Source organism: Streptomyces sp. NPDC006208 (assembly GCF_040613775.1).
In the GTDB taxonomy this organism is placed as follows: domain Bacteria; phylum Actinomycetota; class Actinomycetes; order Streptomycetales; family Streptomycetaceae; genus Streptomyces.
In genome coordinates, this window is sequence record NZ_JBEXSW010000009.1 from 43382 (window position 1) to 66685 (window position 23304).

The window sequence follows — 23304 nt, forward strand, 5'->3', positions numbered from 1 at the left end:
GTTTACAGGGCGCCCTTCGTGGACGGGAGGATGCCGGCAGCGCGCGGGTCGCGCTCCGAGGCGTACCGCAGCGCCCGCGCCAGCGCCTTGAACTGGCACTCCACGATGTGGTGGGCGTTGCGTCCGTACGGCACGTGCACGTGCAGCGCGATCTGGGCCTGCGCGACGAACGACTCCAGGATGTGCCGGGTCATCGTGGTGTCGTAGGTGCCGATCATCGGCGCCATGTTCTCCGGCTCGGAGTGCACCAGATACGGGCGGCCGGACAGGTCCACGGTCACCTGGGCGAGCGACTCGTCCAGCGGCACCGTGCAGTTGCCGAAGCGGTAGATGCCGACCTTGTCACCGAGGGCCTGCTTGAACGCGGCGCCCAGCGCGAGCGCGGTGTCCTCGATCGTGTGGTGGGTGTCGATGTGCAGATCGCCGTCGGTCTTGACGGTGAGATCGAACAGGCCGTGCCGGCCGAGCTGGTCGAGCATGTGGTCGTAGAAGCCGACCCCGGTGGCGACATCGACCTTGCCGGTGCCGTCGAGGTCGATCTCGACGACGACCGAGGTCTCCTTGGTGGTGCGCTCGACCCGTCCTACGCGGCTCATGACTCCTGCTCCTTCGGGGGTGTGGGGGTGGCCCCCACAGAACTCAGTAGTGCGCGAACCGCATCGAGGAACGCGTCGTTCTCTTCGGGCGTGCCGGCGGTCACTCGCAGCCAGCCGGGTACACCGTTGTCACGGACCAGGACGCCCCGGTCGAGGATCTGCCGCCACATCTGCTGCGCGTCCTCGAAGCGGCCGAACTGCACGAAGTTGGCGTCGGACTCGGTGACTTCGTAGCCGATGGCCCGCAGCTCGGCGACCAGGCGGTCCCGCTCGGTCTTGAGCTGTTCGACATAGCTGAGAAGCGTATCTGTGTGCTCCAGCGCGGCCAGGGCGGTGGCCTGGGTGACGGCGGACAGGTGGTAGGGCAGCCGCACCAGCTGGACGGCGTCCACCACGGCCGGGTGGGCGGCGAGATAGCCGAGGCGCAGCCCGGCCGCGCCGAACGCCTTGGACATCGTGCGGGAGACGACCAGGTTCGGCCGGCCCTCGATCAGCGGCAGCAGCGAGGCGCGGTGGCTGAACTCGACGTATGCCTCGTCGACCACGACCAGCGACGGCTTCGCGGCCTGTGCGGCCTCGTACAGCGCGAGGACCGTCTCGGCCTCGACCGCCGTACCTGTCGGGTTGTTGGGCGAGGTGATGAAGACGACGTCCGGGCGGTGCTCGGCGATGGCGGCCGTGGCGGTGGCGACGTCGATGGCGAAGTCGTCGCTGCGCGGGCCGGAGATCCAGCCGGTGCCGGTGCCGCGGGAGATCAGGCCGTGCATCGAGTACGACGGCTCGAAGCCGATCGCGATCCTGCCCGGCCCGGCGAAGGTCTGCAGAAGCTGCTGGATGACCTCGTTCGAGCCGTTGGCCGCCCAGACGTTGGCGAGCGCGACCTCGTGGCCGGTCGTACGCGTGAGGTAGCGCGCCAGCTCGGTGCGCAGTTCGACCGCGTCCCGGTCGGGGTAGCGGTTGAGCTCGCGGGCCGCCTCGCGCACGCGCTCGGCGATGCGCTCCACCAGCGGCTCGGGCAGCGGGTAGGGGTTCTCGTTGGTGTTCAGCCGGACGGGGACGTCGAGCTGGGGCGCGCCGTACGGGGACTTGCCGCGCAGCTCGTCACGGATGGGGAGGTCGTCGATGCCGATGTCGGCACCGGTGCTGGACATGCTGTTCACTCGCCGGGCACCTTCCATCCAACGCTCTCGTCCTGTTCGCCTCCGGCACTGCTCCCGTTGAAACGTGCCTTCACGGCGGCGCCGTGCGCCGGCAGGTCCTCCGCCTCCGCCAGCGTGACCACGTGGTGGGCGACCTCCGCCAGCGCGTCGCGGGTGTAGTCCACGATGTGGATGCCGCGCAGGAAGGACTGCACGGACAGGCCGGAGGAGTGGCAGGCACAGCCGCCGGTGGGCAGGACGTGGTTGGAGCCGGCGCAGTAGTCGCCGAGCGAGACCGGTGCCCAGGGGCCGACGAAGATCGCGCCCGCGTTGCGGACCCGGTGCGCGACGGCCAAGGCGTCCGCGGTCTGGATCTCCAGGTGCTCGGCGCCGTACGCGTCGACGACCCGCAGTCCCTCGTCCACACCGTCGACCAGGACGATCGCGGACTGCTTGCCGGTCAGGGCCGGGACGATCCGGTCCTCGACGTGCTTGGTGGCGGCGATCTGCGGCTCCAGCTCCCGCTGGACCGCGTCGGCGAGCTCGACGGAGTCGGTGACCAGGACGGCCGCGGCCAGCGGGTCGTGCTCGGCCTGGCTGATCAGGTCGGCGGCGACGTGGACCGGATCCGCGGTGGAGTCGGCGAGGATCGCGATCTCGGTCGGGCCGGCCTCGGTGTCGATGCCGATGCGTCCGGTGAAGTAGCGCTTGGCGGCGGCGACCCAGACATTGCCGGGCCCGGTGACCATGTTGGCGGGGGCGCACGACTCGGTCCCGTAGGCGAACATCGCGACGGCCTGCGCGCCGCCCGCGGCGTACACCTCGTCGACGCCGAGCAGCGCGCACGCCGCGAGGATCGTCGGGTGCGGCAGTCCGCCGAACTCCTTCTGCGGCGGCGACGACAGCGCGATGGACTCGACGCCCGCCTCCTGGGCAGGGACGACGTTCATCACGACGGACGAGGGGTAGACCGACCGGCCGCCCGGCGCGTACAGCCCGACACGCTGGACGGGCACCCACTTCTCGGTCACGGTGCCACCGGGCGCCACCTGGGTGGTGTGGTCCTTGCGGCGCTGTGCACGGTGCACGGTCCTGGCGCGCCGGATGGACTCCTCCAGAGCGTCCCTGACCTGGGGGTCGAGCTGCTCCAGGGCTTCGGCGAGCGCGGCCGCGGGGACCCGCACCTGCGTGAGCTGCACTCCGTCGAACCGCTCCGCGTAGTCGATCAGCGCCGCGTCGCCCCGATGATGCACGGCCTCGCAGATCGGCCGCACCTTCTCCAGGGCGGCTTCCACGTCGAACTCGGCACGAGGCAGCAGGTCGCGCAGAGCGGCGCCCTCCGGGAGGGCGTCACCGCGCAGATCGATTCGATAGATCACGGATCCAATTCTCTCAGACCCGCTCCGACCTCTGGTCTTCCGTATCACTGGCTGATACATGCCTCAGTTGTTGACCATGACCACTAGCGTTCAGACCGCTACCCAGCGGGAACAACAGCTGTACGAGCCAACGAAGCGGAGGAGCGGCAGTGACCGAGCCGCCGGACGACGGCCCTCCGGGCGGACTGAGCCCGGCCGAACTGCAGATGTGGAACGCCTTCCGGAACGGAAGCGCCTTCGACCTCAGCGACACCGACCCCCTGCTGAACGACCCCTTCGCGCCGCGCCCCTGGGGTCCCGAGCGAAGTGTCCGCGCCTCCGTCGTCGCCCGGCTGCTGCTGAGCGGGCCGATGGCAAGACCCGGGCGCGTCGCGGCCCTCAAACTGCGCGGCATGCAGATAACCGGCACCCTCAAGCTCGCCGGCGGCCGCATAGGCCCGTACGTGGAGCTCAACGGCTGCCGCTTCGAGAACGAACTGCTCATGCCCGAGGCGCACTTCACCACCGTGCGTATGGTCGGCTGCGCGATTCCGCGGATCGAGGGGGCGCGGCTGCGCACCGAGGGCGATCTGCATCTGCCGCGCTGCCGGGTGGACCACGGCATCCGGCTGACCGACGCCCAGATCGGCACGGACCTGCTGATCAACCAGATCCAGGTACGGCCCGACCGCCGGGGCCGCGCGATCACCGCCGACGGGATGTCGGTCGCGCAGGACTTACAGGCCGAACTGATCGAGACATACGGCGAGTTCAGTCTGCGCGGCGCAAAGGTCGGCGTGTCGATGAGCCTGCGGGGCAGCCGGCTGCGGGCGGCGGCCGAGCGGCGGGCGCTGAACGCTCCGCAGCTGAGCGTGGAGCGGACGCTGTACATGACGGGCGCGTGGGTGAGCGAGGTCACCGGCAATCAGGGGGCCACTCCCCCGTACGGCGTCGCGAGCCTCGGTAGCCCGTCACGCGCCACCCGGCTGCAGCCCTTCGAGTGCCATGGCGGGGTGCGGCTGGACGACGGGCGTTTCGGTGACGCGATCGACCTCGCGCGGGCTCGCTTCAGGCTCAGCCCGCTCGAGGAGCTGTCGCTGCGCCGGATCGCCACGCCCGAGCTGCGGTTCAACGCCGAGCGCCCTGAGGAGGGACGCGTCGTCCTGAACGGCGCCAAGGTGGTGACGCTGATCGACCGGGCCTCCAGCTGGCCAGGGCCCGGCGGCCTGGCGATGGGCGGCTTCGTCTACGAGAACCTGGTGCCGTACGAGGAGTTCCCGCTCGCGCGGCGGCTGGAGTGGGTGGCGTCGGCGACACCGGAGTACTCGCCTGAGCCGTACGAGCGGCTGGCGACCGTGCTGCGCAACAGCGGTGAGGACTCGGATGCCCGCGAGGTGCTGCTGGCCAAGCAGCGCCGCCGCCGCGAGACGCTGCCGCTGGCCGCCAAGCTCTGGGGGGTGCTGCAGGACTGGACGGTGGCCTACGGCTACCGGCCGGGCCGGGCCGCGCTGTGGATGGCGGTGCTGTGGGCGGCCGGCGCGGTGGCGTTCTCGCAGATCACCCCGGCACCGATCAAGCCCGAGGAGCATCCGCAGTGGAATCCCGCGCTGTACGCCCTGGATCTGCTGCTGCCGGTGATCAATCTCGGCCAGGACGGCTACTGGCGGATGGACGACGCCTGGCAGTGGGCGGCGGCGGCTCTGGTGCTGCTGGGCTGGATCCTCGCGACCACGGTGGCGGCGGGAGCCTCGCGGCTGCTGCGCCGAACCTGAGCGCCCACGCGCCGGAAAGCCCTTACCGCGCCACTTTCTTTACGGTCTCTTGGCTTTCGCCAGGACAACCATTCCGCCACTACCAACTCTTCACAGCCGGCCCTCTGGCGCGCCGTTTCACCTGCGGTTTTCAATGGTCGACACCATGTCATTGCTCCGCGCCCTGATCCGCGCCGCGCGCATGATCCGTCATACGCCGCATCTGTCCGACGGCCTGACGTCCGACGACGAGGTGCTGCTGGACGCGCCTGACGACCGGCTGGGCCCGGCGCTCGTCGCGGCTGCCCTGGGCGAGTACGAACCGGCCGCGAAGCTGCTCGCGACGACCCGCGAGTCGGCGGAGTGGGAGAACCGGGACCGGTACGTGATGCGGCTCGCCGCCTTTGCGTACAACCGCGGCCAATGGCTCGGGGAGTGGCTCGGGGCCGCGCCCCACGACCCGGACGCGCTCGTCGTCAAGGCGGAGCTCGCGGTCCGCCGGGCATGGGAGTCGCCGGCGCGGGCCGAGCGGCTGCGGGAGGTCGGCCCGCTGATCGACGCCGCGGCGGACGCGGAAGCGAGGGACCCGGTGCCCTGGCGCATCGCGCTCGACCACGCGCGCGGCGCGCATGCCACGCACACGGCGTTCGAGGCGCTGTGGGAGCAGGCGGTGCGCCGCTCCTCGCACCACTACGGGTGCCATGTCGCCGCGCTGCAGTACCTGTCGGCGCAGTGGTACGGCTCACACCGCGAGTGCTTCGACTTCGCCGAGCAGGCCGCCGCGGATGCGCTCCCGGGCTCGCTGGTGCAGGCGCTGCCGGTGCGTGCGGCGTTCGCCCAGCTGCTGGGCGGCGAGGCCATGTCGTCCGTGCAGAGCGACCGGATCGATGCAGCAGCCGATCTGGCGATCACGCTCTCCGGCGACTACGCGGCCGGGGATGCGTGGCCGGCCGAGGTACGCAACCTGCTGGCGTACGTCCTGGTGGCGCGGGGGCGCTGGACGGATGCCCTGGAGCAGTTCCGCCTGATCGGGCCATATGCGACGTCCTTCCCGTGGATGTCGGTGACGGATGATCCGCTGGGGCAGTTCCTGCAGGCCAGGGACGGCGTGCGGATCGAGGTGGCCGCTGCGATGCCATTGCGTGGACGGGGCGGACGGAGCACTCTCGGCGAGCATTACCCTTATCGCCTGTGACGACCGCTCGCCTCCCCCTCTTCCCGCTGAACACGGTGCTGTTCCCGGGCCTCGTGCTGCCCCTGAACGTGTTCGAGGAGCGGTACCGCGCCATGATGCGCGAGCTGCTCAAGACGGACGAGTCGGAGCCGCGCCGCTTCGCCGTGGTCGCCATCCGCGACGGCCGCGAGGTCGCGCAGACTGCGCCCGGCATGCCCGACCCGACGGCGCTGCCCGAGCGCGGGCCTGCGGCCGGCTTCGGGTCCGACCCGATCCAGGCGTTCCACCGGGTGGGCTGTGTCGCGGACGCGGCAACGATCCGCGAGCGCGCGGACGGCAGCTTCGAGGTGCTCGCCACCGGTACGAACAGGGTCAAGCTGCTCTCGGTGGACGCGAGCGGACCGTACCTGACCGCCGAACTGGAGGAGATCCCCGAGGAGCCGGGCGACGAAGCGGGGGCGCTGGCCGAGGGGGTGCTGCGGGCCTTCCGCAGCTACCAGAAGCGGCTGGCGGGAGCACGGGAGCGGTCGCTGTCGACGGGGGCCGACCTGCCGGACGAGCCGTCGGTCGTGTCGTACCTCGTCGCGGCTGCGGCGGTGCTCGACACCCCGGCGAAGCAGCGCCTCCTTCAGGCGCCCGACGCGGCGACGCGGCTGCGCGAGGAGCTGACGCTGCTGCGCTCGGAAACGGCGGTGCTGCGCCATCTGCCGTCGCTTCCGGCGGTCGATCTGACCCGGCAGCCGACGAGCCCCAACTGAGGCGAGAACCGACGCGAGGGACAACTGCCGTGGCGAAGAAGCAGAAGAAGCAAGCGGGAGGCACCCCCGCGACGGTGGCCCTGACGGCCGCGGGCACGCCCTTCACGCTCCACGCGTACGACCACGACCCGTCGTCCCCCTCGTACGGCGAGGAGGCGGCTCAGGCACTGGGCGTCTCCCCCGACCGGGTCTTCAAGACCCTGGTCGCGGACGTCGACGGCACTCTGACGGTGGCCGTGGTCCCGGTCGCGGGTCAGCTGGACCTGAAGGCTCTCGCGGCGGCGGTCGGCGGCAAGCGGGCCACGATGGCGGACCCGGCTGCGGCGGAGCGCACCACGGGATACGTGCGCGGCGGCATCTCCCCGCTGGGGCAGCGCAAACGCCTCCCCACGGTCCTCGACGCCTCGGCGGCGTCACACGCCACGATCTGCATCTCGGCGGGCCGCCGCGGCCTGGAGGTCGAGCTCTCCCCCGCGGACCTGGCCACCCTGACCGAGGCGACCCTGGCCCCGATCGGCCGCGGTTAGCCGCTCACGGCTGTCCCACCCCATCGTGTGCGACCGGACGAGGGGGCGCAGAGGGCCGGATCCCCGGTCACGGGAACGGCGGGGGAAACGCCCCGGCCGGTCAGACGCCCCCGTCCTCCCACTCCGGCTCAGGGTCCCGGGGGCCGAACAGCGCCGTCAGGCCCAGGTGCACCACCATCGCCGACAGGGGCCATGCCAGCAGCGAGCCCCAGGCCTGGAGCTTCAGATAGGCGTCGAAGGTGACACCTTCGCCCACCTGCTGCGCGTGCTGGGCCACGTCCTGTGTGGGGCCGAACCAGACGCCCACGCCCCAGGCCAGCAGCGAGCCCAGCAGTGCGCCCACCGCGAGGGCGATGACCAGGGCGACACCCCCGCGCCGGCGGAGCCAGACAGCCGTCGCGGCCGTGACGGCCCCGAACGCGACGCCCAGCAGGACGAACGTTCCGTCCGCACCGATCGCCTCTTCGCCCTCCGTGTCCTTGAGGAAGACCGCCTCGCCGTTGGAGACCAGCGGCACCTTCGGTGCCAGCCACAGCCACAGCAGGCCCATCAGCACGCCAAGGACCGTCATGACCAGCACCGTCACGCCCGCGTCCAGCAGGTCCCGCTTGAAGTCGCCGTCCGGATCCGGGTCGGGCTTCTCGTACCCCTCGTACGGAGGCGGTGCAGGCGCCTGCCACGCGTTGTCGTTCTGCGGTGGCTGATGCGGCGGTGTCAGAGGTGCGGTCACCCCGCCATCGTGCCAGGCGGGCCGGGACGACGCCTCACCGGACTGCCGCCCGCCGGTACGCCCACGTCGCCACCGTCAGCGACACCACACCGACGGCCGCGCAGACCGCCAGGTCCAGTCCGACCGCCGGCCAGTGGGGACGGCTGTCGAAGGTCCGGGCCAGCGCCTCCACGCCGTACGTGGACGGCAGCAGATCCCGCGCGTACCCGACCGGTCCCGGCAGCCGGTCGGCCGGCAGCACCCCCAGCAGCAGCGCCGCCGACATGCCCAGCTGGCCGAGCAGCGTCGCGAGTTCCTGGCGCGGCGCGAGCAGCCCGAGCGCCGCGCCGAGCCCGGCGAGCGCCGCCCCGGACAGCGGGATCACCGCGGCCAGCACCCACAGATGGGTCATCGGCAGCTGGAAGAGCACACTGCCGGCGACCGCCGTGACCAATGTCCCCGGCACCGTGAAGGAGGCGTACGCCCCGGCCGCGCCGAGCACCACCGCCGCCGGCGGCACCGGCAGCGTCGCGTAGTGGTCGAGGCCGCCCCCGGCCCGCAGCTGCCCGAAGTACTGCGCGAGCAGGTTCAGCGCGACGAAGGCGACGACGAGCACGCTCGCGCCCGCGACGACCGCCCGCGCCTCCGCGCCGCCGTCGACGACGCCACGCATCAGAACCATGATCCCGACGGACTGGAAGGTGGCCACGAACAGCAGCGGTATCCGGGCCACCCGCGCCCGTGACAGCTGCGCCCGGTACACAGCGGCCAGCGCCGGCAGCAGCCGTGCCCGCGGCGCCAGCGGCGCGGCGCCGCCGTCCTGCGACGGCGTCACCGCGCTTCCCGTCCGTGTCATGGCCTGCGCGGCCACCGTCTCTGCGGCGGACCCGATGCTCACGCCTTGACCAGCCCCTTCGTCGCGTTCCCCCCGAGTGCCAAGTACACGTCCTCCAGGCTGGGCGTGGCCAGCGTGAAGTCGTCGAGCGCCGCGAACGCCGCCCCGCCCGTCACCGCGGCGACCGCGGCCCGCGCCTCCTCCGGTGCCAGCCGGAGCACCCAGCGCCGCCCGGACTCCTGCGCGATGTCGCGCAGGGCTGCGACCTCGGGAACCTCCAGCGGCGCGCTCTCGCGCCACACCAGCTCGACCCGTACCTCTCCGGCGACGCGCTCCTTGAGCCCGGCCGGGGTGTCGCAGGCGATCACCCGGCCCCGCTCGAGCACCGCGACCCGGTCGAGGACGGTCTCGGCCTCGATGACGTTATGGGTGACGAGGACCACGGTCGTCCCGTTCCCGGCCCGGCGCCGGTCGACCGCGGCCCACACCGCGCGCCGCGCGACGGGGTCCATACCGGTCGTCGGCTCGTCCAGGACGAGCAGTGACCGCTCCCCGACGAGCGTCGCCGCGAAGCAGGCGAGCCGCCGCTGGCCGCCGGACAGCTTCTTCAGCGGGCGCCCGGCGAGCCCGGTCAGCCCCAGTTCCTCCAGCACGTCGTCCCGCGCGGCCCGCGCCCGCTGTGCGGTGAGTCCGCGCAGCCGGCCGGTCGTCTCGGCGGCGAGCGACACGGTCAGTTCGTCGAGTGCGGTCGATTCCTGCCCGAGGTAGCCGATGAGCCGGGCCGCCCGCTCGGGGTGTCGCACCAGATCGTGGCCGAGCACCTCGACACCGCCCGAGTCCGGGCGCATCAGTCCGGTCAGCTGGCGTACGAGCGTGGACTTGCCGGCGCCGTTCGGTCCGAGCAGCCCGAAGATCTCGCCGCGCCCGACATCGAGGCTGATCCCGTCGGTGGCCCGCACCTCGGGTGTCCCGGGCGTCCCCCGCCTGCCACGCGCGGCGGGGTACGTCTTGACCAGATCCCGCACCACGCACACCGTACTCACGAGGTACGAGACTACGGGGTCCGGCCGCCCCGGATGCCCTCGGGCCCCGCCTGCTCCCCCGCCGGGGTGTGTTCGGCGGCCGCCCGTACATCGATCTCGCGCCAGAATCCGGCCCGGATCGCATAGCGGTCGTGCTCGTCGATCTGGTCGTCCTTGTGGGCCAGCAGCCCGAAGCGGGCGGCGTAGCGGAGCAGTTCACCGTCGATGCGGTGCGGGATGCGCGGGTACATGGTGGACAGCTTCTGCACATGGCCGGTTTCCGGCAGCCGTTCCATCCAGCGCCGGGCGAAGACCTGACCCACCTCGAAAGGGTCGCCGCCGACGGTGGTGATGTCCTCCTCCCGGTCGGCCCAGCGCTGCTCGGCGCTGGTGAGCTGGGCCAGCGTCGGCAGGGACGCGGTCTCCGCCGGCTCGCCGAGGGGGCCGCCACCGGGCCGCTCCACCCAGCCCCGGTCGGACGACCAGCGCAGTGTGGCGCCGGCCGCGGGCGGGGAGGGGTGCTGTCCGGGACCACGCAGTCCGGCCAGGTCCTTGGGAGTGGGGACGTGGGTGGACACACCCTTGGGAGCGGCGGGGGCCGGGGCGGGCGCGGCACCGTTCTCCACCGGAGCGGGCTGCGAGCCGTTGCGCACGGCGTCCGCGGCGCGCTCGGCGGAGGCGGCGAGCGCCGACTCCGGCAGCGGCGCGGAGAGGATCGCCGCGATCTCGGGGCGGGGCGCGGGCGGCGGGGCGCAGATGCCGGTGAGTTCCTTGGCCCGCACGGCACGGGTGATCCAGGCCCGGTCGAGCACCCGCCGTTCGTCCGCCTCGGCGACGAGATCCTCCGACTGGTTGTAGTCGCCGTCGGCGGCCTGGACGGCCCACAGATGCACGGCGACCCCGTGTTCCTTCGCGGACATGAGTCCGGGCAGCAGATCACCGTCGCCGGTCACGAGCACCACGTCCGAGCAGGCGCGATTTCTGGCCAACTCGGTGAGCTCGGCATGCATGGCGGCGTCCACGCCCTTCTGCGCCCAGCGGCCGTCGCTGCGGGTCAGCGCACCGAGTCGCACGGTGACGCGCGGCATGACGCGCATCCTGCGGTGCTCGGGCTGCGGGACCCGGTCGGGGGCGCCGTCGAACCAGTAGATGCGCAGCAGGGGGCGGGTGGTGTCCGCTTCGGCGAGCTCCCGTAGTCCCTGGATGAGAGCCGCGTGGTCGACAGTGATCCGGGAACGTGCCGGTTCTCCCGCGAGAAGGCTCGCGGCCGCGCCCAGCAGATATCCGGCGTCCACCAGGACGACGCAGCGGTCCACGCGTTCCACCCTCTTTCGGGAACTTCTCTCGGGGAACTGCTTTCGGCAAGCTTCGGAATCGGGGAAGGTTCCGGATCGGGGATTGTTCCGGGTTTCCGTCGAGTCTGCCCGACCACGGGAGGGTTAACGGCCGGAACTCGATCACCGGCGTGGCGAATCCCTCGGCCCCTACCCCTGATAACCGGTTACTACACACCGTAATGATCCAAAATGCGCCGGTTGTTCGCCTATGTGAGTCTGGTCGCGGCCCTGGCCCCTAGACCCCGCAGGAGGCATCACCATGGCCAAGAACAAGAACCGAGAACGCAGCCAGAAGTCCTCTCCGGCCGAGCGCGGCCAGCAGCAGGCCGCCAAGTCGTCCATGGAGGCCCAGTCCGAGCAGCGCGCTTCGCAGGTCACCCCCGCCGACATAGCCCACAAGGGCCGGCAGAAGCGCTTCGGCCACAACTGAGCGCGCACGCTGACCGCGTGACGAGAACAACCACAGAAGGGGCGCACCCGTGACGGCGGGTGCGCCCCTTGTGTACGGGCTCGGCTTTCTCTGCAGACCGCGGGAATCAGCCGGCGAGGCAGGACGGGCCGAGCAGCACCTTGAGATCACCGAAGAGGGCAGGGTCCGGCTGCACCCGGTGCCGGTCGAGCCGTAGCACCGTGGTCTTGCGGGGCCCCTGGAGCTTGATCCGCACCTCGGTGTTGCCCTTGTGGTGGCTGAGGATCTCTCCCAGCCGGGTGATCATCGGCGGGGTCACCTTGACGGTCGGGATGGTCACGACCACCGGGGCGTTCGTACCGGCCGACGAGAGGTCGGGAACCATCAGTTCCATCGCGACGAGCCGCGGAATGTCCTCGCGCTTGTCGAGCCGCCCCTTGACGAAGACCACGGTGTCCTCGACCAGCTGGGTCGACACCAGCTGGTACGTCGCCGGGAAGAACATGCACTCGATCGAGCCGGCCAGGTCCTCGACGGTGGCGATCGCCCAGGCGTTGCCCTGCTTGGTCATCTTGCGCTGCAGGCCGGAGATGATGCCGCCGATGGTCACGACCGCGCCGTCGGCGTGCTCACCGCCGGTGAGCTGGGAGATCCCGGCGTCCGTCTTGTCGGACAGGACGTGCTCCAGGCCGAAGAGCGGATGGTCGGACACATAGAGGCCGAGCATCTCGCGCTCCTGCGCGAGGAGGTAGGACTTCTCCCACTCCACGTCGGAAAACTCGACGTCGAGCCCGAAGCCCGGCTCCTTGGTGTCCTCCTCGCCCATGCCGCCGAAGAGATCGAACTGGCCCTCGGCCTCCTTGCGTTTGACCGCGACCACGTTGTCGATCATCGGCTCGTGGTGGGCGACCAGACCCTTGCGGGTGTGGCCCATCTCGTCGAAGGCGCCCGCCTTGATCAGCGATTCGACGGTCCGCTTGTTGCAGACGACCGCCTCGACCTTGTCGAGGAAGTCGGGGAAGGACGAGTACTTCCCCTTGGCCTTGCGGGACCTGATGATCGACTCGACGACGTTCGTACCGACGTTACGTACGGCGGAGAGGCCGAACAGGATCACGTCGTCGCCCTGCGCGGCGAAGTTCGACTCGGACTCGTTCACATTGGGCGGCAGGACCTTGATGCCCATGCGGCGGCACTCGTTCAGATAGACGGCCGACTTGTCCTTGTCGTCCTTGACCGAGGTGAGCAGCGCCGCCATGTACTCGGCCGGGTAGTTCGCCTTGAGGTACGCGGTCCAGTAGGTGACCAGTCCGTACGCCGAGGAGTGCGCCTTGTTGAAGGCGTATCCGGCGAACGGCACCAGGACGTCCCAGAGCGCCTGGATCGCCGCATCGCTGAAGCCGTTCTTGCGGGCACCGGCCTGGAAGATGCCGAAGTTCTTCTCCAGCTCCTCCGGCTTCTTCTTGCCCATCACGCGACGGAGGATGTCGGCCTCGCCGAGCGAGTACCCGGCGACGATCTGGGCGGCCTTCTGCACCTGCTCCTGGTAGACGATCAGGCCGTAGGTGAGGCCCAGGACCTCCTTGAGCGGCTCCTCGAGCTCCGGGTGGATCGGGGTGATCTCCTGGCGGCCGTTCTTGCGCTCGGCGTAGTTCGTGTGCGAGTTCATGCCCATCGGGCCCGGCCGGTACAGGGCCGAAACGGCGGAGATGTCCTCGAAGTTGTCGGGCTGCATCTGGCGCAGCAGCGAGCGCATCGGGCCGCCGTCGAACTGGAACACGCCGAGCGTGTCACCACGGCAGAGCATTTCGTACGTCTTGGGGTCGTCGAGCGGGATCTCCAGCATCTCCAGCTTGACGCCCTTGTTGGCCTCCACCATTTTCACGGCGTCGTCCATGATGGTGAGGTTCCGCAGGCCCAGGAAGTCCATCTTGAGCAGGCCGAGCGACTCGCACTGGGGGTAGTCCCACTGCGTGATGGTCACGCCGTCCGTGTGCCTGACCCAGATCGGGGCGTGGTCGACGATGGGCTCGCTGGACATGATCACGCCGGCAGCGTGGACGCCCATCTGCCGGACGAGGCCCTCGACGCCCTTGGCGGTGTCGATGACCTTCTTCACGTCCGGCTCGTTCTCGTACATCCCCCGGATCTCACCCGCCTCGTTGTAGCGGGGGTGGGAGGGGTCGGTGATGCCGCTGAGGTCGATGCCCTTGCCGAGGACGTCGGCGGGCATGGCCTTGGTGAGGCGGTCGCCCATCGCGTACGGATAACCCAGCACACGGGCCGAGTCCTTGATCGCGTTCTTCGCCTTGATCTTTCCGTACGTGCCGATCATGGCGACCTTGTCGGCGCCGTACTTCTCGGTCACATACCTGATCACTTCGACGCGCCGGCGCTCGTCGAAGTCGATGTCGACATCGGGCATGGAGACACGCTCGGGGTTGAGGAACCGCTCGAAGATCAGCCCGTGCTCGATCGGGTCGAGGTCGGTGATCCCCATGGCGTACGCGACGATCGCGCCGGCCGCCGAACCACGGCCGGGACCCACCGCGATGCCCTGCTTCTTGGCCCACATGATGAAGTCGGCGACCACCAGGAAGTAGCCCGGGAACCCCATCTGGATGATGATGTCCATCTCGTAGTCCGCCTGCTTCTGGCGGTCCTCGGGGACACCTCCGGGGTAGCGGCGGTTCATGCCGCGCCGCACTTCCTCCTTGAACCAGGTGACCTCGGTGTAGCCCTCCTCCGGGATGTCGAACTTCGGCATGAGGTTCTTCGCCTCGAACATGCCGGTGGTGTCGATCTGCTCCGCGACCAGCAGCGTGTTGCGGCAGCCCTCCTGCCAGGCGTCCGACGAGTCGACGGCGTACATCTCGTCGGTCGACTTCAGGTAGTAGCCGGTGCCGTCGAACTTGAAGCGGTCCGGGTCCGAGAGGTTCTTGCCGGTCTGGATGCACAGCAGCGCGTCGTGGGCGGTCGCCTCGTGCGCATATGTGTAGTGCGAGTCATTGGTGACGAGCGGCGGGATGCCGAGCTTCTTGCCGATCTCCAGCAGTCCGTCGCGGACGCGGCGCTCGATCTCGATGCCGTGGTCCATCAGCTCCAGGAAGTACCGGTCCTTGCCGAAGATGTCCTGGTACTCGGAGGCGGACTTCAGGGCCTCGTCGAACTGACCGAGGCGCAGCCGGGTCTGGAGCTCGCCCGAGGGGCAGCCGGTGGAGGCGATGAGCCCCTCGGACCACTGGGCGATGGTCTCCTTGTCCATCCGCGGCCACTTCTGCAGCCAGCCCTCGGCGTACGCGTCCGACGACAGCCGGAAGAGGTTGTGCAGTCCGGTCTTGTTCGCCGCCCAGATCGTCTTGTGGGTGTAACCACCGGAACCGGAGACGTCGTCCCGCTTCTGGTGGGGCTGTCCCCACTGGATCTTCCGCTTGTTCCGCCGGGACTCGGGGGCGACATAGGCCTCGATACCGATGATCGGGGTGACTCCGGCCTTCTTCGCGGAGTGGAAGAAGTCGTACGCGCCGTGAAGGTTGCCATGGTCACTCATGGCGATGTGCGTCATGCCCATCTCGTTGCAGGCATTGAACATGTCCTTGAGCCGCGCGGCACCGTCCAGCAGCGAGTACTGGGTGTGGACGTGAAGGTGCGTGAAGGGCGGCTTGGTCACGGCGGAAGGCCTCCGGAAGACACTGCGGCGCAGAGCGCCTCGATGGGGTGGTCGGGCGAGGGTGGACGGTGGTCGACGGGCTGAGGACAGTCTGACGGGACAGCCTGGAAGTCTACGTCTCCGCACCGACAATTCAGGGTCGGTGGCGCGATGGGGGTCCCCCGGACGAAGTCCGGGGAGCCTCGATGAGGGGCGGTGGCCGGACGACGGGAGGGCGGGCACTCCCGAGTACCGTCGCGCGTTGGACGGGGCGGAAAGCCTGTCCCGTTTGTCATGCACCAGGAGGCACCCAGCGATGTCGGTACCGCGACCCGCCGAGGTCACAGCTGAAGAGCGCGGCGAGCAGATCCTCGCCGTCTTCGACACCGCCTTCGGGGCGCTCCTGGCGGCCGATCCGGCCGCCTTCCAGGTCAAGTTCCGCAAGATGGCCGCGTCGGCGTTCGCCTTCTACCGGGGCACGGCATGCCTGTTCTACAGCGACCTGGGCGATGAGCAGCACGGCGGCCCGTATCTGGACGATCGGACCGGCCGGGTGTGGATCCACGGCGATCTGCACGCGGAGAACTTCGGCACGTACATGGACGCCAACGGCCGGCTGATCTTCAACGTCAACGACTTCGACGAAGCCTATGTGGGCCCCTTCACCTGGGACCTCAAGCGCTTCGCCGCCTCCGTCGCCCTGATCGGCTACACCAAGGCGCTGAGCGACGACCAGATCACCGAGCTGGTGCGGATCTACGCCGCCGCCTACCGCGAGCGCATCCACGCCCTCGCCACCGGCGCCAAGAACGACGAGGTGCCGCCCTTCACGCTCGACACGGCAGAGGGCCCGCTGCTGGACGCGCTGAGGGACGCACGCTCGCTCACCCGCTTCGGCCTGCTGGACTCGATGACGCAGATCCGTGACTTCGAGCGCCGCTTCGCGCCCGGCGGCGGCTCCATCGAGCTGGACGCGGCCACCCGGTACAAGGTCCTGGCCGCCTTCGACGGCTATCTGGAGACCCTGCCCGAGTCCAGCCTGGCCCGCCCGGACTCCTACCGCGTCAAGGACGTGGTGGGGCGTCGGGGCATCGGCATCGGCTCGGCCGGCCTGCCGTCGTACAACATCCTGCTGGAGGGCCACACGGACGCCCTCGAGAACGACGTCGTGATCTACATGAAGCAGGCGCAGACCCCCGCGGTCTCCCGCCACATCGGCGACGAGCAGGTGCGGGACTACTTCCAGCACGAGGGCCACCGCACGGTGATCTCGCAGCGCGCGCTCCAGGACCACGCCGACCCCTGGCTGGGCTGGACCGAGCTGGACGGTGCGGGCCAGCTGGTCGCCGAGGTCTCCCCGTACGCGGTGGACCTGGACTGGTCGGACATCGACGACCCGCAGGAGATCGCGGCGGTCGTCGCGGACCTCGGCAGGGCGACGGCCACGATGCACGCCGCCGCGGACGACGAGAGCGGTCACTCCCTGGTGCCGTTCTCGACCGAGCGGGCCATCGACGCCGCGATCGCCGCCGACGAGGAGGGCTTCGGCGAGATGCTGGTCGAGTTCGCGCACAGCTACGGCGCCCGCGCCCGGCTCGACCACCAGATCTTCGTGGACCTGTTCCGCAACGACCGCATCCGCTAGGCCCTCGCCGGGGGCTCCGGCGAGGCGACCCCTTTAAGGAGCCCTTACAGCGAACCGTGGCACACTCGCGAACGATGGACATCACAGGAATGCAGCTCAGGGGGCTGCGGGCAGCGATCTTCACGGCACTGGTCGTGACACTGTCCGCCGCCTCCCATGTGCTGCTGTCCCGGGTCCCGCTTCCGCTGACGACCGTCGCCGGGCTCTTCGCGGCGGTCTTCGCCGTTGCCTTCGCCCTCGGTGGCCAGGAGCGGAGCTACTGGCGGATCGCCGGTCTGCTGATCCCGCTGGAACTGGCCGCGGACACCGTCTTCACCGCGGGCCAGCACGCCTGTTACGGCTCCGCGGGCGGCCCGGTCACCGGTTCGCTGCGCTCGGTCGGTCTCGACATGCTGTGCGGCGGCACATCCATGGGCGTCCCGCTGCCCGGTGTGGCCGCGCCCGACAGCGGCGCGGCCGCCCTGCTGAACTCCCCCGCGCCCGCGCTGCCCTGGCTGCTGCTCGCCGCCCATGTCTCGGTCGGGCTGCTGGCCGCGGCGTGGCTGCGGCGCGGCGAGGCCGCTCTGGCCTCCTTGGTACGCACGGTGGGGGCGTTCGCCTTCCGGCCGCTGCTGCTCGCGGTCGCCGCGGTGCGCGGCACCGCCGGACCGCTGCGCCCGTCTGCGGGCCGCGCGCCGGGCCCGACCCGAGCGACCTCCCGTACCCGTCTGTTCGTGCACTCCGTCGGACGGAGGGGACCGCCGCGCACGGCCGCCGTTCCCGGCTGAGCCCGCAGCTGTCCCCCTTTCCGTATTTCTCGCGTACCGCGACGCCGGTACGTATCACCCGGAGTCATCACCATGAGTGCACGCAACAACCAGGCCAACAAGGCAGCTGCCCGTGAGCGGCTGCGCCAGGAGCGGGAGCGCCAGGCCAAGAAGGACAAGACCCGCCGCCAGCTGATCGTCATCGCCTCCACCATCGGCGTGCTGGCGGCCGCCGGCGGGATCAGCTACGGCATCATGCAGGCCAACAAGCCGTCCCACTGGGAGTCGGCCGCGAAGCAGAGCAGCGTCACCGCGCCGAAGAACACCACGGGCGAGAACGGCACGACCGTCGTCATCGGCAAGCCGTCCGCGAAGAAGACCCTGGAGCTCTACGAGGACTCGCGCTGCCCGGTCTGTGCGAGCTTCGAGCAGGCGGTGGGCGAGACGGTCGAGAAGGACGTGAACGCCGGCAAGTACAAGGTCAAGTACATCGGCGCGACCTTCATCGACGGTGAGAAGTCCATCAACGGCGAGGGCTCCAAGAACGCTCTCAGCGCGCTGGGCGCCGCTCTGAACGTCAGCCCCGAGGCGTTCACGGCGTACAAGTCGGCGCTCTACTCCACGCAGTTCCACCCTCAGGAGAGCGACGACAAGTTCGCGAAGGACTCGTATCTGATCGAGGTGGCCGACTCGGTGCCGGCGCTGAAGAACAACGCCGAGTTCCGCAAGAACGTCGAGCAGGGGACCTTCGACGCCTGGGCGATGAAGATGTCCGCGGAGTTCGGCAAGAGCAAGGTCGGTGGCACGCCCACGCTGATGATGGACGGCAAGAAGCTCACCGTCGGTCCGCAGGAGAACCCTCCGCTGACGGTCGAGCAGTTCACCACGGTGGTGAACCAGGCCCTCAAGGGCTGAGCCCCCACACCGACCGAAAAAGGCTGGAACAGCCGAAAGAACCGCATCACGGTCATGGCCGGCGGACCGCCGGGCGACCTCCCGGTTGACCGCTTCCGATGGGCGGGCGAACTTTTTACGTTCGCCCGCCCATTCGACGTACCGATCAGTAGTCTGATCGGCCGTGACCAGTCGATTTTCCCCAACTCCGAGCCGCCGCACGGTCGTCAAGGCCGCGGCCGCCACCGCTGTAGCCGCACCCGTCATCGCGGCCGCCACCTCCGGATCCGTCGCTTCGGCGGCCGACCAAGGACCCGCGTTCCTCCATGGCACCGCCTCGGGCGACCCGCTGCCCGACGGCGTACTGCTGTGGACCCGCATCACGCCGAGCCCCGACGCCGTGCCGGGCTCCGGCAAGGGCGCCGACACCGAAGTGAGCTGGGAGGTCGCCGAGGACAAGGCGTTCACCCGCATCACAGCCCGGGGCACGGCCACCTCGAAGGCAGCCTCCGACCACACCGTCAAGGTGGATGTCAGGGGCCTGCGCCCGGCAACCGTCTACTACTTCCGCTTCACCGCCGGTTCGGCCGCCTCCCCGGTCGCCCGCACCCGCACCGCCCCGGCCACCGACGCCACCACGTCCGGGGTGCGCTTCGGCGTGGTCTCCTGCGCCAACTGGGAGTCGGGTTACTTCTCGGCGTACCGGCATCTCGCGGCCCGCAGCGACCTCGACGCGATCCTGCATCTCGGTGACTACATCTACGAGTACGCGACCGGCAGCTACCCGGCCGAGAAGTACGTCGTACGGCAGCACGAGCCGCGCCACGAGATCGTCACCCTGGCCGACTACCGGCTGCGCCACGCCACGTACAAGTCGGACCCCGATCTGCAGGCGCTGCACGCCGCACACCCGCTGATCGCGATATGGGACGACCACGAACTCGCCAACGACGCCTGGTCGGGCGGAGCGGAGAACCACACGCCGGGCAGCGAGGGCGAGTGGGCGGCCCGGGCCACTGCCGCCAGGCAGGCGTACTTCGAGTGGATGCCCGTGCGCGCGTCGACCGAGGGCACGGTCTACCGCCGGCTGCGCTTCGGCAAGCTCGCCGACCTTCATCTGCTGGACCTGCGTTCCTTCCGGTCGCAGCAGTCGAGCGTCGGCAACGGCGACGTGGACGACCCTGCGCGCACCATCACCGGGCGGGCGCAGCTGGACTGGCTCAAGGCGGGACTGGCCTCCTCGGACACCGCATGGCGGCTGGTCGGCACCTCGGTGATGATCTCGCCGGTCGCGTTCGCCTCGCTCCCCGCCCATCTGCTGGGTCCGATAGCCGGGTTGCTCGGCCTGCCCGCCGAGGGGCTCGCCATCAACGTCGACCAGTGGGACGGCTACACGGACGACCGGAAGGAGCTGCTGAAGCACCTGACGGACCGCGGGATCAAGAACACCGTCTTCCTCACCGGCGACATCCACATGGCGTGGGCGAACGACGTTCCCGTCAAGGCGGCGACGTATCCGCTGTCGCAGTCGGCGGCGACCGAGTTCGTGGTGACCTCGGTGACCTCCGACAACCTGGACGACATCCTGCATGTCGCGCCGGGCACCGTCTCGCTGGTCGCCTCCACCGCGATCAAGGCCGCCAACCGCCATGTGAAGTGGCTGGACATGGACAACCACGGCTACGGCGTTCTCGATGTCACGGCCGAGCGCTCGCAGATGGACTACTACGTCCTCTCCGACCGGACGCAGAGCGGTGCGACCACCAAGTGGGCGCGCTCCTACCGCACGCTGAACGGAACGCAGAAGGTCGAGCGCGTGAACCAGCCGGTGCTCTGACGGCGATTTTCAGCCACTCAGCGCACTGTTAACGCACGATCACATCGCCACGACGGGTGGTGTTTTCCGCAGCCCTAATGCGGACACACCACCCGTCGTCGTATCCCCCTTCGTTACAGGCTGATTTCAGCCCCTGCGCATGGCCGAAGCTTTTCTCCCCCATGTCCGCAATTCATCAAAGATTGATTGGGCTTGATCGATTCTCATCAAGATCTGACATGCACCCGTAATCTCCCCGCGGTGGCCAGTAAAGGCCCCCCCCACAACCCCCCGCGAGGAGACTCGATGCGTGCTCTTGCCCGTATATCCCCCCGTTTGCGTCACCGCGCACTCGGTACGGCAATCATGGCCGGAACCCTGGCCATCGCCCCTCTCTCCACCACCGGCAGCGTCGCCGTTGCCAAGGCACCCGTCGCCTCCACCGCCGAGGACTGCGCCAAGGACACCGCGAGCGCCACCGCCCGTGAGAAGCGCCCCGGATCCACCCACGCCCATGAGCCCAACGAGGTCACCGAGGCCAAGGCCAAGGCCATGGACGCGGACCTGAAGCAGAGACTCGGGTCGGCCCGCAGCAGCAGCCGCGGCTTCTCCGCCACCGCCGCGACCGGCATCCCGGTCTACTTCCACGTCATCCACAGCGGCACCACCGGCAAGCTCACCGCCACCCAGATCAACAACCAGCTCGCGGTCCTCAACGCGGCCTACGGCGGCCAGGGCACCGGCAACACCGACTCGGGCTTCCAGTTCACGCTGGCCGGTACGGACTACACGGACAACGCGACCTGGTACAACCTCAGCTCCGGTTCCACCGCGGAGAAGAACATGAAGTCCACCTTGCGCAAGGGCGGCGCCGGCGCGCTGAACTTCTACACCGCCAACCTCGGCGGCGGCCTGCTCGGCTGGGCGACCTTCCCCTCCTCGTACGGCTCGAACCCGAAGCAGGACGGTGTGGTGGTCCTCGACACCTCGCTGCCCGGCGGCTCCGCGACCAACTACGACGAGGGTGACACCGCCACCCACGAGGTCGGCCACTGGCTGGGGCTCTACCACACCTTCCAGGGCGGCTGCAACGGCAACGGCGACTACGTCACCGACACCCCCGCCGAGAAGAGCGCGGCCTACGCCTGCCCGACCGGCCGTGACACCTGCACCAACAAGACCGGTGTGGACCCGATCCACAACTTCATGGACTACACGTACGACGCGTGCATGTACCAGTTCACGGCCGGTCAGGTGCAGCGGATGAAGGACCACTGGTCCGCATACCGCGCGGGCTGACCCGGCCCTCCTCTAACCTGGCGCCATGCATGCGCCGGGGGACGTGATCGACGGGCGGTTCGAGCTGATCCAGCAGCTCGGCAGCGGAGGAATGGGCACGGTGTGGCGGGCTCGCGACACCGTGCTCCACCGCGAAGTCGCCCTCAAAGCAGTGAGATCCGACGCCGGAGCGTCCGGTGCCGTACGCGAGCGCGTGCTCCGTGAGGCCCGGGCGCTCGCGCGGCTCAGCCACCCTCATGTGGTGACGATCCATCACATCGCGGACGCAGAACCCCATCCGTGGATCGTGATGGAGCTGGTGGACGGCACGACCCTCCAGGACCGGCTCGCCGACGGCCCACTGGCCCCGGCGGAGGCTGCGCGGATCGGTTGCCAGGTGCTCTCGGCCCTGCGCGCGGCGCACACCGCGGGCATCCAGCACCGGGACGTGAAGCCCGCCAACGTCCTGCTGCGCGCCGACGGCAGCGCCGTCCTCACCGACTTCGGGATCGCGGCGCTCCAGGGCTCGGCCTCACTCACCGCCACCGGCGAGCTGATCGGCTCGCCCGAGTACATCGCCCCGGAACGGATCCGCGGCAGCGACGACGACCCGGCCTCCGACCTGTGGTCGCTGGCACTGGTCATGTACGTGTGCGTGGAAGGCGTCAGCCCGCTGCGCCGGGGGACCACGCTGGCCACGCTGGCGGCCGTGCTCGACGAACCGGTGCCACCGCCGGTCCGGTCAGGGCCGCTTGCGCCGGTGTTGCAGGCGGTGCTCGTGCGGGATCCGGCGGCGCGGCCGGACGCGGGCCGGCTGGAGGCGATGCTGGCACAGGTGGAGTCCGGGGCAACCCCTGAGTGGGCGCAGCCGACGATGACGACGCCGGTGCCGCCAGGGCCGGTACCGCCCGTCCCCACCCTGCTGGACAGCCCCCACCCCACCGTTCCCCAACCGCCGCTGCCGCCCCGGACACCGGAACGACAGCCGGGCCGCACCCCCGTGGTGGTGGCCGTGATCGCGGTGGCGGTCGCCGTCACCGCCGCAACCGCGCTCGTGTTCGCGCTGCGCGATTCCGGACGGGACACCTCGGGCGGCACCGCCGGCGGCAAGGGCAGTACGGCGCCGTCCACTCCTGGGCCGAGTACGGCCAAGAGCCGCACGCCGACCCCGACGGCCACGCCCACTCCGACGCCGAGCCCGACCCCCACACCCACGCCCAGCACCGAACCGCCGCCGCCCTCCGGACAGTGGATCGCCCAGCTCTTCTCCGAACCGGTGGGCTCGGGCACCGCCGCGCGGGACCGCAGGCTCGCCGAAGTCCGCGAGACCGTCCCCGAGGCCGTGTACCTACGCAGCGGCGACTACGCCTCTCTGCGTGCGGGCTTCTGGGTGATCTACGCACCGGGCCCGTTCGCGGACGGCCGCGCGGCACTCACCTTCTGTGCCGAGCGCGGCCGGACGTCCGCGAACACCTGCATCGGCCGCTATCTGAGCACGAGTTCGGCCGACTTCGCCCTGCAGTGCCGCCCGCCCGCCGCGGCCCCGACCGGCCGCTGCACCCGTTCCTAGGCCGTGTCCGACACATGGCGCCGTCCGCCCGCAGGGCGGGGTGCGCGGCGTCCGGTGCGTGCAATCGCAAGGCGGTGGGGGTACCGCCCGG

At 70.1% G+C, this 23304-nt stretch carries 19 protein-coding genes; 11 read left to right on the forward strand and 8 right to left on the reverse strand.

Annotated features, from left to right (window positions below):
* Positions 1–2: 2 nt before the first annotated feature.
* Genes hisB through hisD form a run of 3 tightly spaced genes read right to left on the reverse strand, consistent with a single transcriptional unit; the run spans position 3 to position 3114 of the window.
* On the reverse strand, positions 3–596 hold the full coding sequence (gene hisB, locus ABZ208_RS09235) for an imidazoleglycerol-phosphate dehydratase HisB (RefSeq protein ID WP_328401743.1): 594 nt from the start codon (positions 594–596) through the stop codon (positions 3–5).
* Positions 593–1747 (reverse strand): histidinol-phosphate transaminase, encoded by a 1155-nt coding sequence (locus ABZ208_RS09240; protein ID WP_356909013.1) that lies wholly within the window; start codon positions 1745–1747, stop codon positions 593–595. Before ABZ208_RS09240 ends, hisB begins: the two co-directional genes overlap by 4 nt.
* 5 nt (positions 1748–1752) lie before the next feature.
* Positions 1753–3114, reverse strand: a complete 1362-nt coding sequence (hisD, locus tag ABZ208_RS09245) for a histidinol dehydrogenase (RefSeq protein WP_356908891.1) — start codon at positions 3112–3114, stop codon at positions 1753–1755.
* 149 nt (positions 3115–3263) lie between these two features.
* Here hisD and ABZ208_RS09250 point away from each other — a divergent pair, with 149 nt between their 5' ends.
* The 4 genes from ABZ208_RS09250 to ybaK all read left to right on the forward strand — a co-directional run bounded on the left by ABZ208_RS09250 (position 3264) and on the right by ybaK (position 7303).
* A complete protein-coding gene (locus ABZ208_RS09250) occupies positions 3264–4865 on the forward strand; it encodes an oxidoreductase (protein ID WP_356908892.1) in 1602 nt (533 codons plus the stop codon).
* A gap of 133 nt (positions 4866–4998) precedes the next feature.
* Entirely contained in the window at positions 4999–6039 is a 1041-nt protein-coding gene (locus tag ABZ208_RS09255) for a hypothetical protein (protein WP_356908893.1), read from the forward strand.
* Positions 6036–6776, forward strand: a complete 741-nt coding sequence (locus ABZ208_RS09260; protein WP_328401733.1) for an LON peptidase substrate-binding domain-containing protein — start codon at positions 6036–6038, stop codon at positions 6774–6776. Before ABZ208_RS09255 ends, ABZ208_RS09260 begins: the two co-directional genes overlap by 4 nt.
* A gap of 29 nt (positions 6777–6805) precedes the next feature.
* Positions 6806–7303 carry a Cys-tRNA(Pro) deacylase gene (ybaK, locus tag ABZ208_RS09265; protein ID WP_328401731.1) on the forward strand — a complete coding sequence of 166 codons (498 nt, stop codon included), beginning with the start codon at positions 6806–6808 and terminating at the stop codon, positions 7301–7303.
* Between the two features lie 100 nt (positions 7304–7403).
* On the opposite strand, the gene ABZ208_RS09270 is transcribed toward ybaK, so the two are convergent.
* From ABZ208_RS09270 to ABZ208_RS09285, 4 genes are read right to left on the reverse strand one after another with little or no spacing between them, the layout of a single operon-like run.
* The gene (locus tag ABZ208_RS09270; RefSeq protein ID WP_356908894.1) at positions 7404–8033 is read right to left on the reverse strand and encodes an ABC transporter permease; all 630 of its coding nucleotides are present in this window, start codon (positions 8031–8033) and stop codon (positions 7404–7406) included.
* Positions 8034–8067: 34 nt separating this feature from the next.
* Complete coding sequence (locus tag ABZ208_RS09275; protein WP_356909014.1) at positions 8068–8868, reverse strand: ABC transporter permease; 801 nt, start codon at positions 8866–8868, stop codon at positions 8068–8070.
* Positions 8869–8906: 38 nt separating this feature from the next.
* Entirely contained in the window at positions 8907–9881 is a 975-nt protein-coding gene (locus ABZ208_RS09280; RefSeq protein WP_328405946.1) for an ABC transporter ATP-binding protein, read from the reverse strand.
* A 20-nt stretch (positions 9882–9901) separates the two neighbouring features.
* Entirely contained in the window at positions 9902–11194 is a 1293-nt protein-coding gene (locus tag ABZ208_RS09285) for an NYN domain-containing protein (protein ID WP_356908895.1), read from the reverse strand.
* Between the two features lie 271 nt (positions 11195–11465).
* Here ABZ208_RS09285 and ABZ208_RS09290 point away from each other — a divergent pair, with 271 nt between their 5' ends.
* Positions 11466–11636, forward strand: a complete 171-nt coding sequence (locus tag ABZ208_RS09290; protein ID WP_328401725.1) for a hypothetical protein — start codon at positions 11466–11468, stop codon at positions 11634–11636.
* 106 nt (positions 11637–11742) lie between these two features.
* Here ABZ208_RS09290 and dnaE read toward each other — a convergent pair whose 3' ends face one another.
* Positions 11743–15285 (reverse strand): DNA polymerase III subunit alpha, encoded by a 3543-nt coding sequence (dnaE, locus tag ABZ208_RS09295; RefSeq protein ID WP_356908896.1) that lies wholly within the window; start codon positions 15283–15285, stop codon positions 11743–11745.
* 295 nt (positions 15286–15580) lie between these two features.
* Here dnaE and ABZ208_RS09300 point away from each other — a divergent pair, with 295 nt between their 5' ends.
* From ABZ208_RS09300 to ABZ208_RS09325, 6 genes are all read left to right on the forward strand, one after another.
* Entirely contained in the window at positions 15581–16909 is a 1329-nt protein-coding gene (locus ABZ208_RS09300) for a DUF2252 domain-containing protein (protein WP_356908897.1), read from the forward strand.
* A 74-nt stretch (positions 16910–16983) separates the two neighbouring features.
* Positions 16984–17676 carry a hypothetical protein gene (locus tag ABZ208_RS09305; RefSeq protein WP_356908898.1) on the forward strand — a complete coding sequence of 231 codons (693 nt, stop codon included), beginning with the start codon at positions 16984–16986 and terminating at the stop codon, positions 17674–17676.
* A gap of 72 nt (positions 17677–17748) precedes the next feature.
* Positions 17749–18570, forward strand: a complete 822-nt coding sequence (locus tag ABZ208_RS09310) for a DsbA family protein (RefSeq protein WP_356908899.1) — start codon at positions 17749–17751, stop codon at positions 18568–18570.
* Between the two features lie 163 nt (positions 18571–18733).
* A complete protein-coding gene (locus tag ABZ208_RS09315) occupies positions 18734–20386 on the forward strand; it encodes an alkaline phosphatase D family protein (protein ID WP_356908900.1) in 1653 nt (550 codons plus the stop codon).
* A gap of 285 nt (positions 20387–20671) precedes the next feature.
* Positions 20672–21664 (forward strand): M43 family zinc metalloprotease, encoded by a 993-nt coding sequence (locus ABZ208_RS09320; protein WP_356908901.1) that lies wholly within the window; start codon positions 20672–20674, stop codon positions 21662–21664.
* A gap of 25 nt (positions 21665–21689) precedes the next feature.
* Entirely contained in the window at positions 21690–23213 is a 1524-nt protein-coding gene (locus ABZ208_RS09325; protein WP_356908902.1) for a serine/threonine-protein kinase, read from the forward strand.
* Positions 23214–23304 lie beyond the last annotated feature (91 nt).

What these genes read in the sequence shown, in the direction of transcription:
- hisB (WP_328401743.1), bottom strand. Translation starts at nt 596, where the DNA reads ATGAGCCGCGTAGGACGGGTCGAGCGCACCACCAAGGAGACCTCGGTC.
- ABZ208_RS09240 (WP_356909013.1), bottom strand. Translation starts at nt 1,747, where the DNA reads ATGTCCAGCACCGGTGCCGACATCGGCATCGACGACCTCCCCATCCGT.
- ABZ208_RS09255 (WP_356908893.1), top strand. Translation starts at nt 4,999, where the DNA reads ATGGTCGACACCATGTCATTGCTCCGCGCCCTGATCCGCGCCGCGCGC.
- ABZ208_RS09275 (WP_356909014.1), bottom strand. Translation starts at nt 8,868, where the DNA reads ATGACACGGACGGGAAGCGCGGTGACGCCGTCGCAGGACGGCGGCGCC.
- ABZ208_RS09290 (WP_328401725.1), top strand. Translation starts at nt 11,466, where the DNA reads ATGGCCAAGAACAAGAACCGAGAACGCAGCCAGAAGTCCTCTCCGGCC.
- ABZ208_RS09300 (WP_356908897.1), top strand. Translation starts at nt 15,581, where the DNA reads ATGTCGGTACCGCGACCCGCCGAGGTCACAGCTGAAGAGCGCGGCGAG.
- ABZ208_RS09305 (WP_356908898.1), top strand. Translation starts at nt 16,984, where the DNA reads ATGGACATCACAGGAATGCAGCTCAGGGGGCTGCGGGCAGCGATCTTC.
- ABZ208_RS09310 (WP_356908899.1), top strand. Translation starts at nt 17,749, where the DNA reads ATGAGTGCACGCAACAACCAGGCCAACAAGGCAGCTGCCCGTGAGCGG.
- ABZ208_RS09320 (WP_356908901.1), top strand. Translation starts at nt 20,672, where the DNA reads ATGCGTGCTCTTGCCCGTATATCCCCCCGTTTGCGTCACCGCGCACTC.
- ABZ208_RS09325 (WP_356908902.1), top strand. Translation starts at nt 21,690, where the DNA reads ATGCATGCGCCGGGGGACGTGATCGACGGGCGGTTCGAGCTGATCCAG.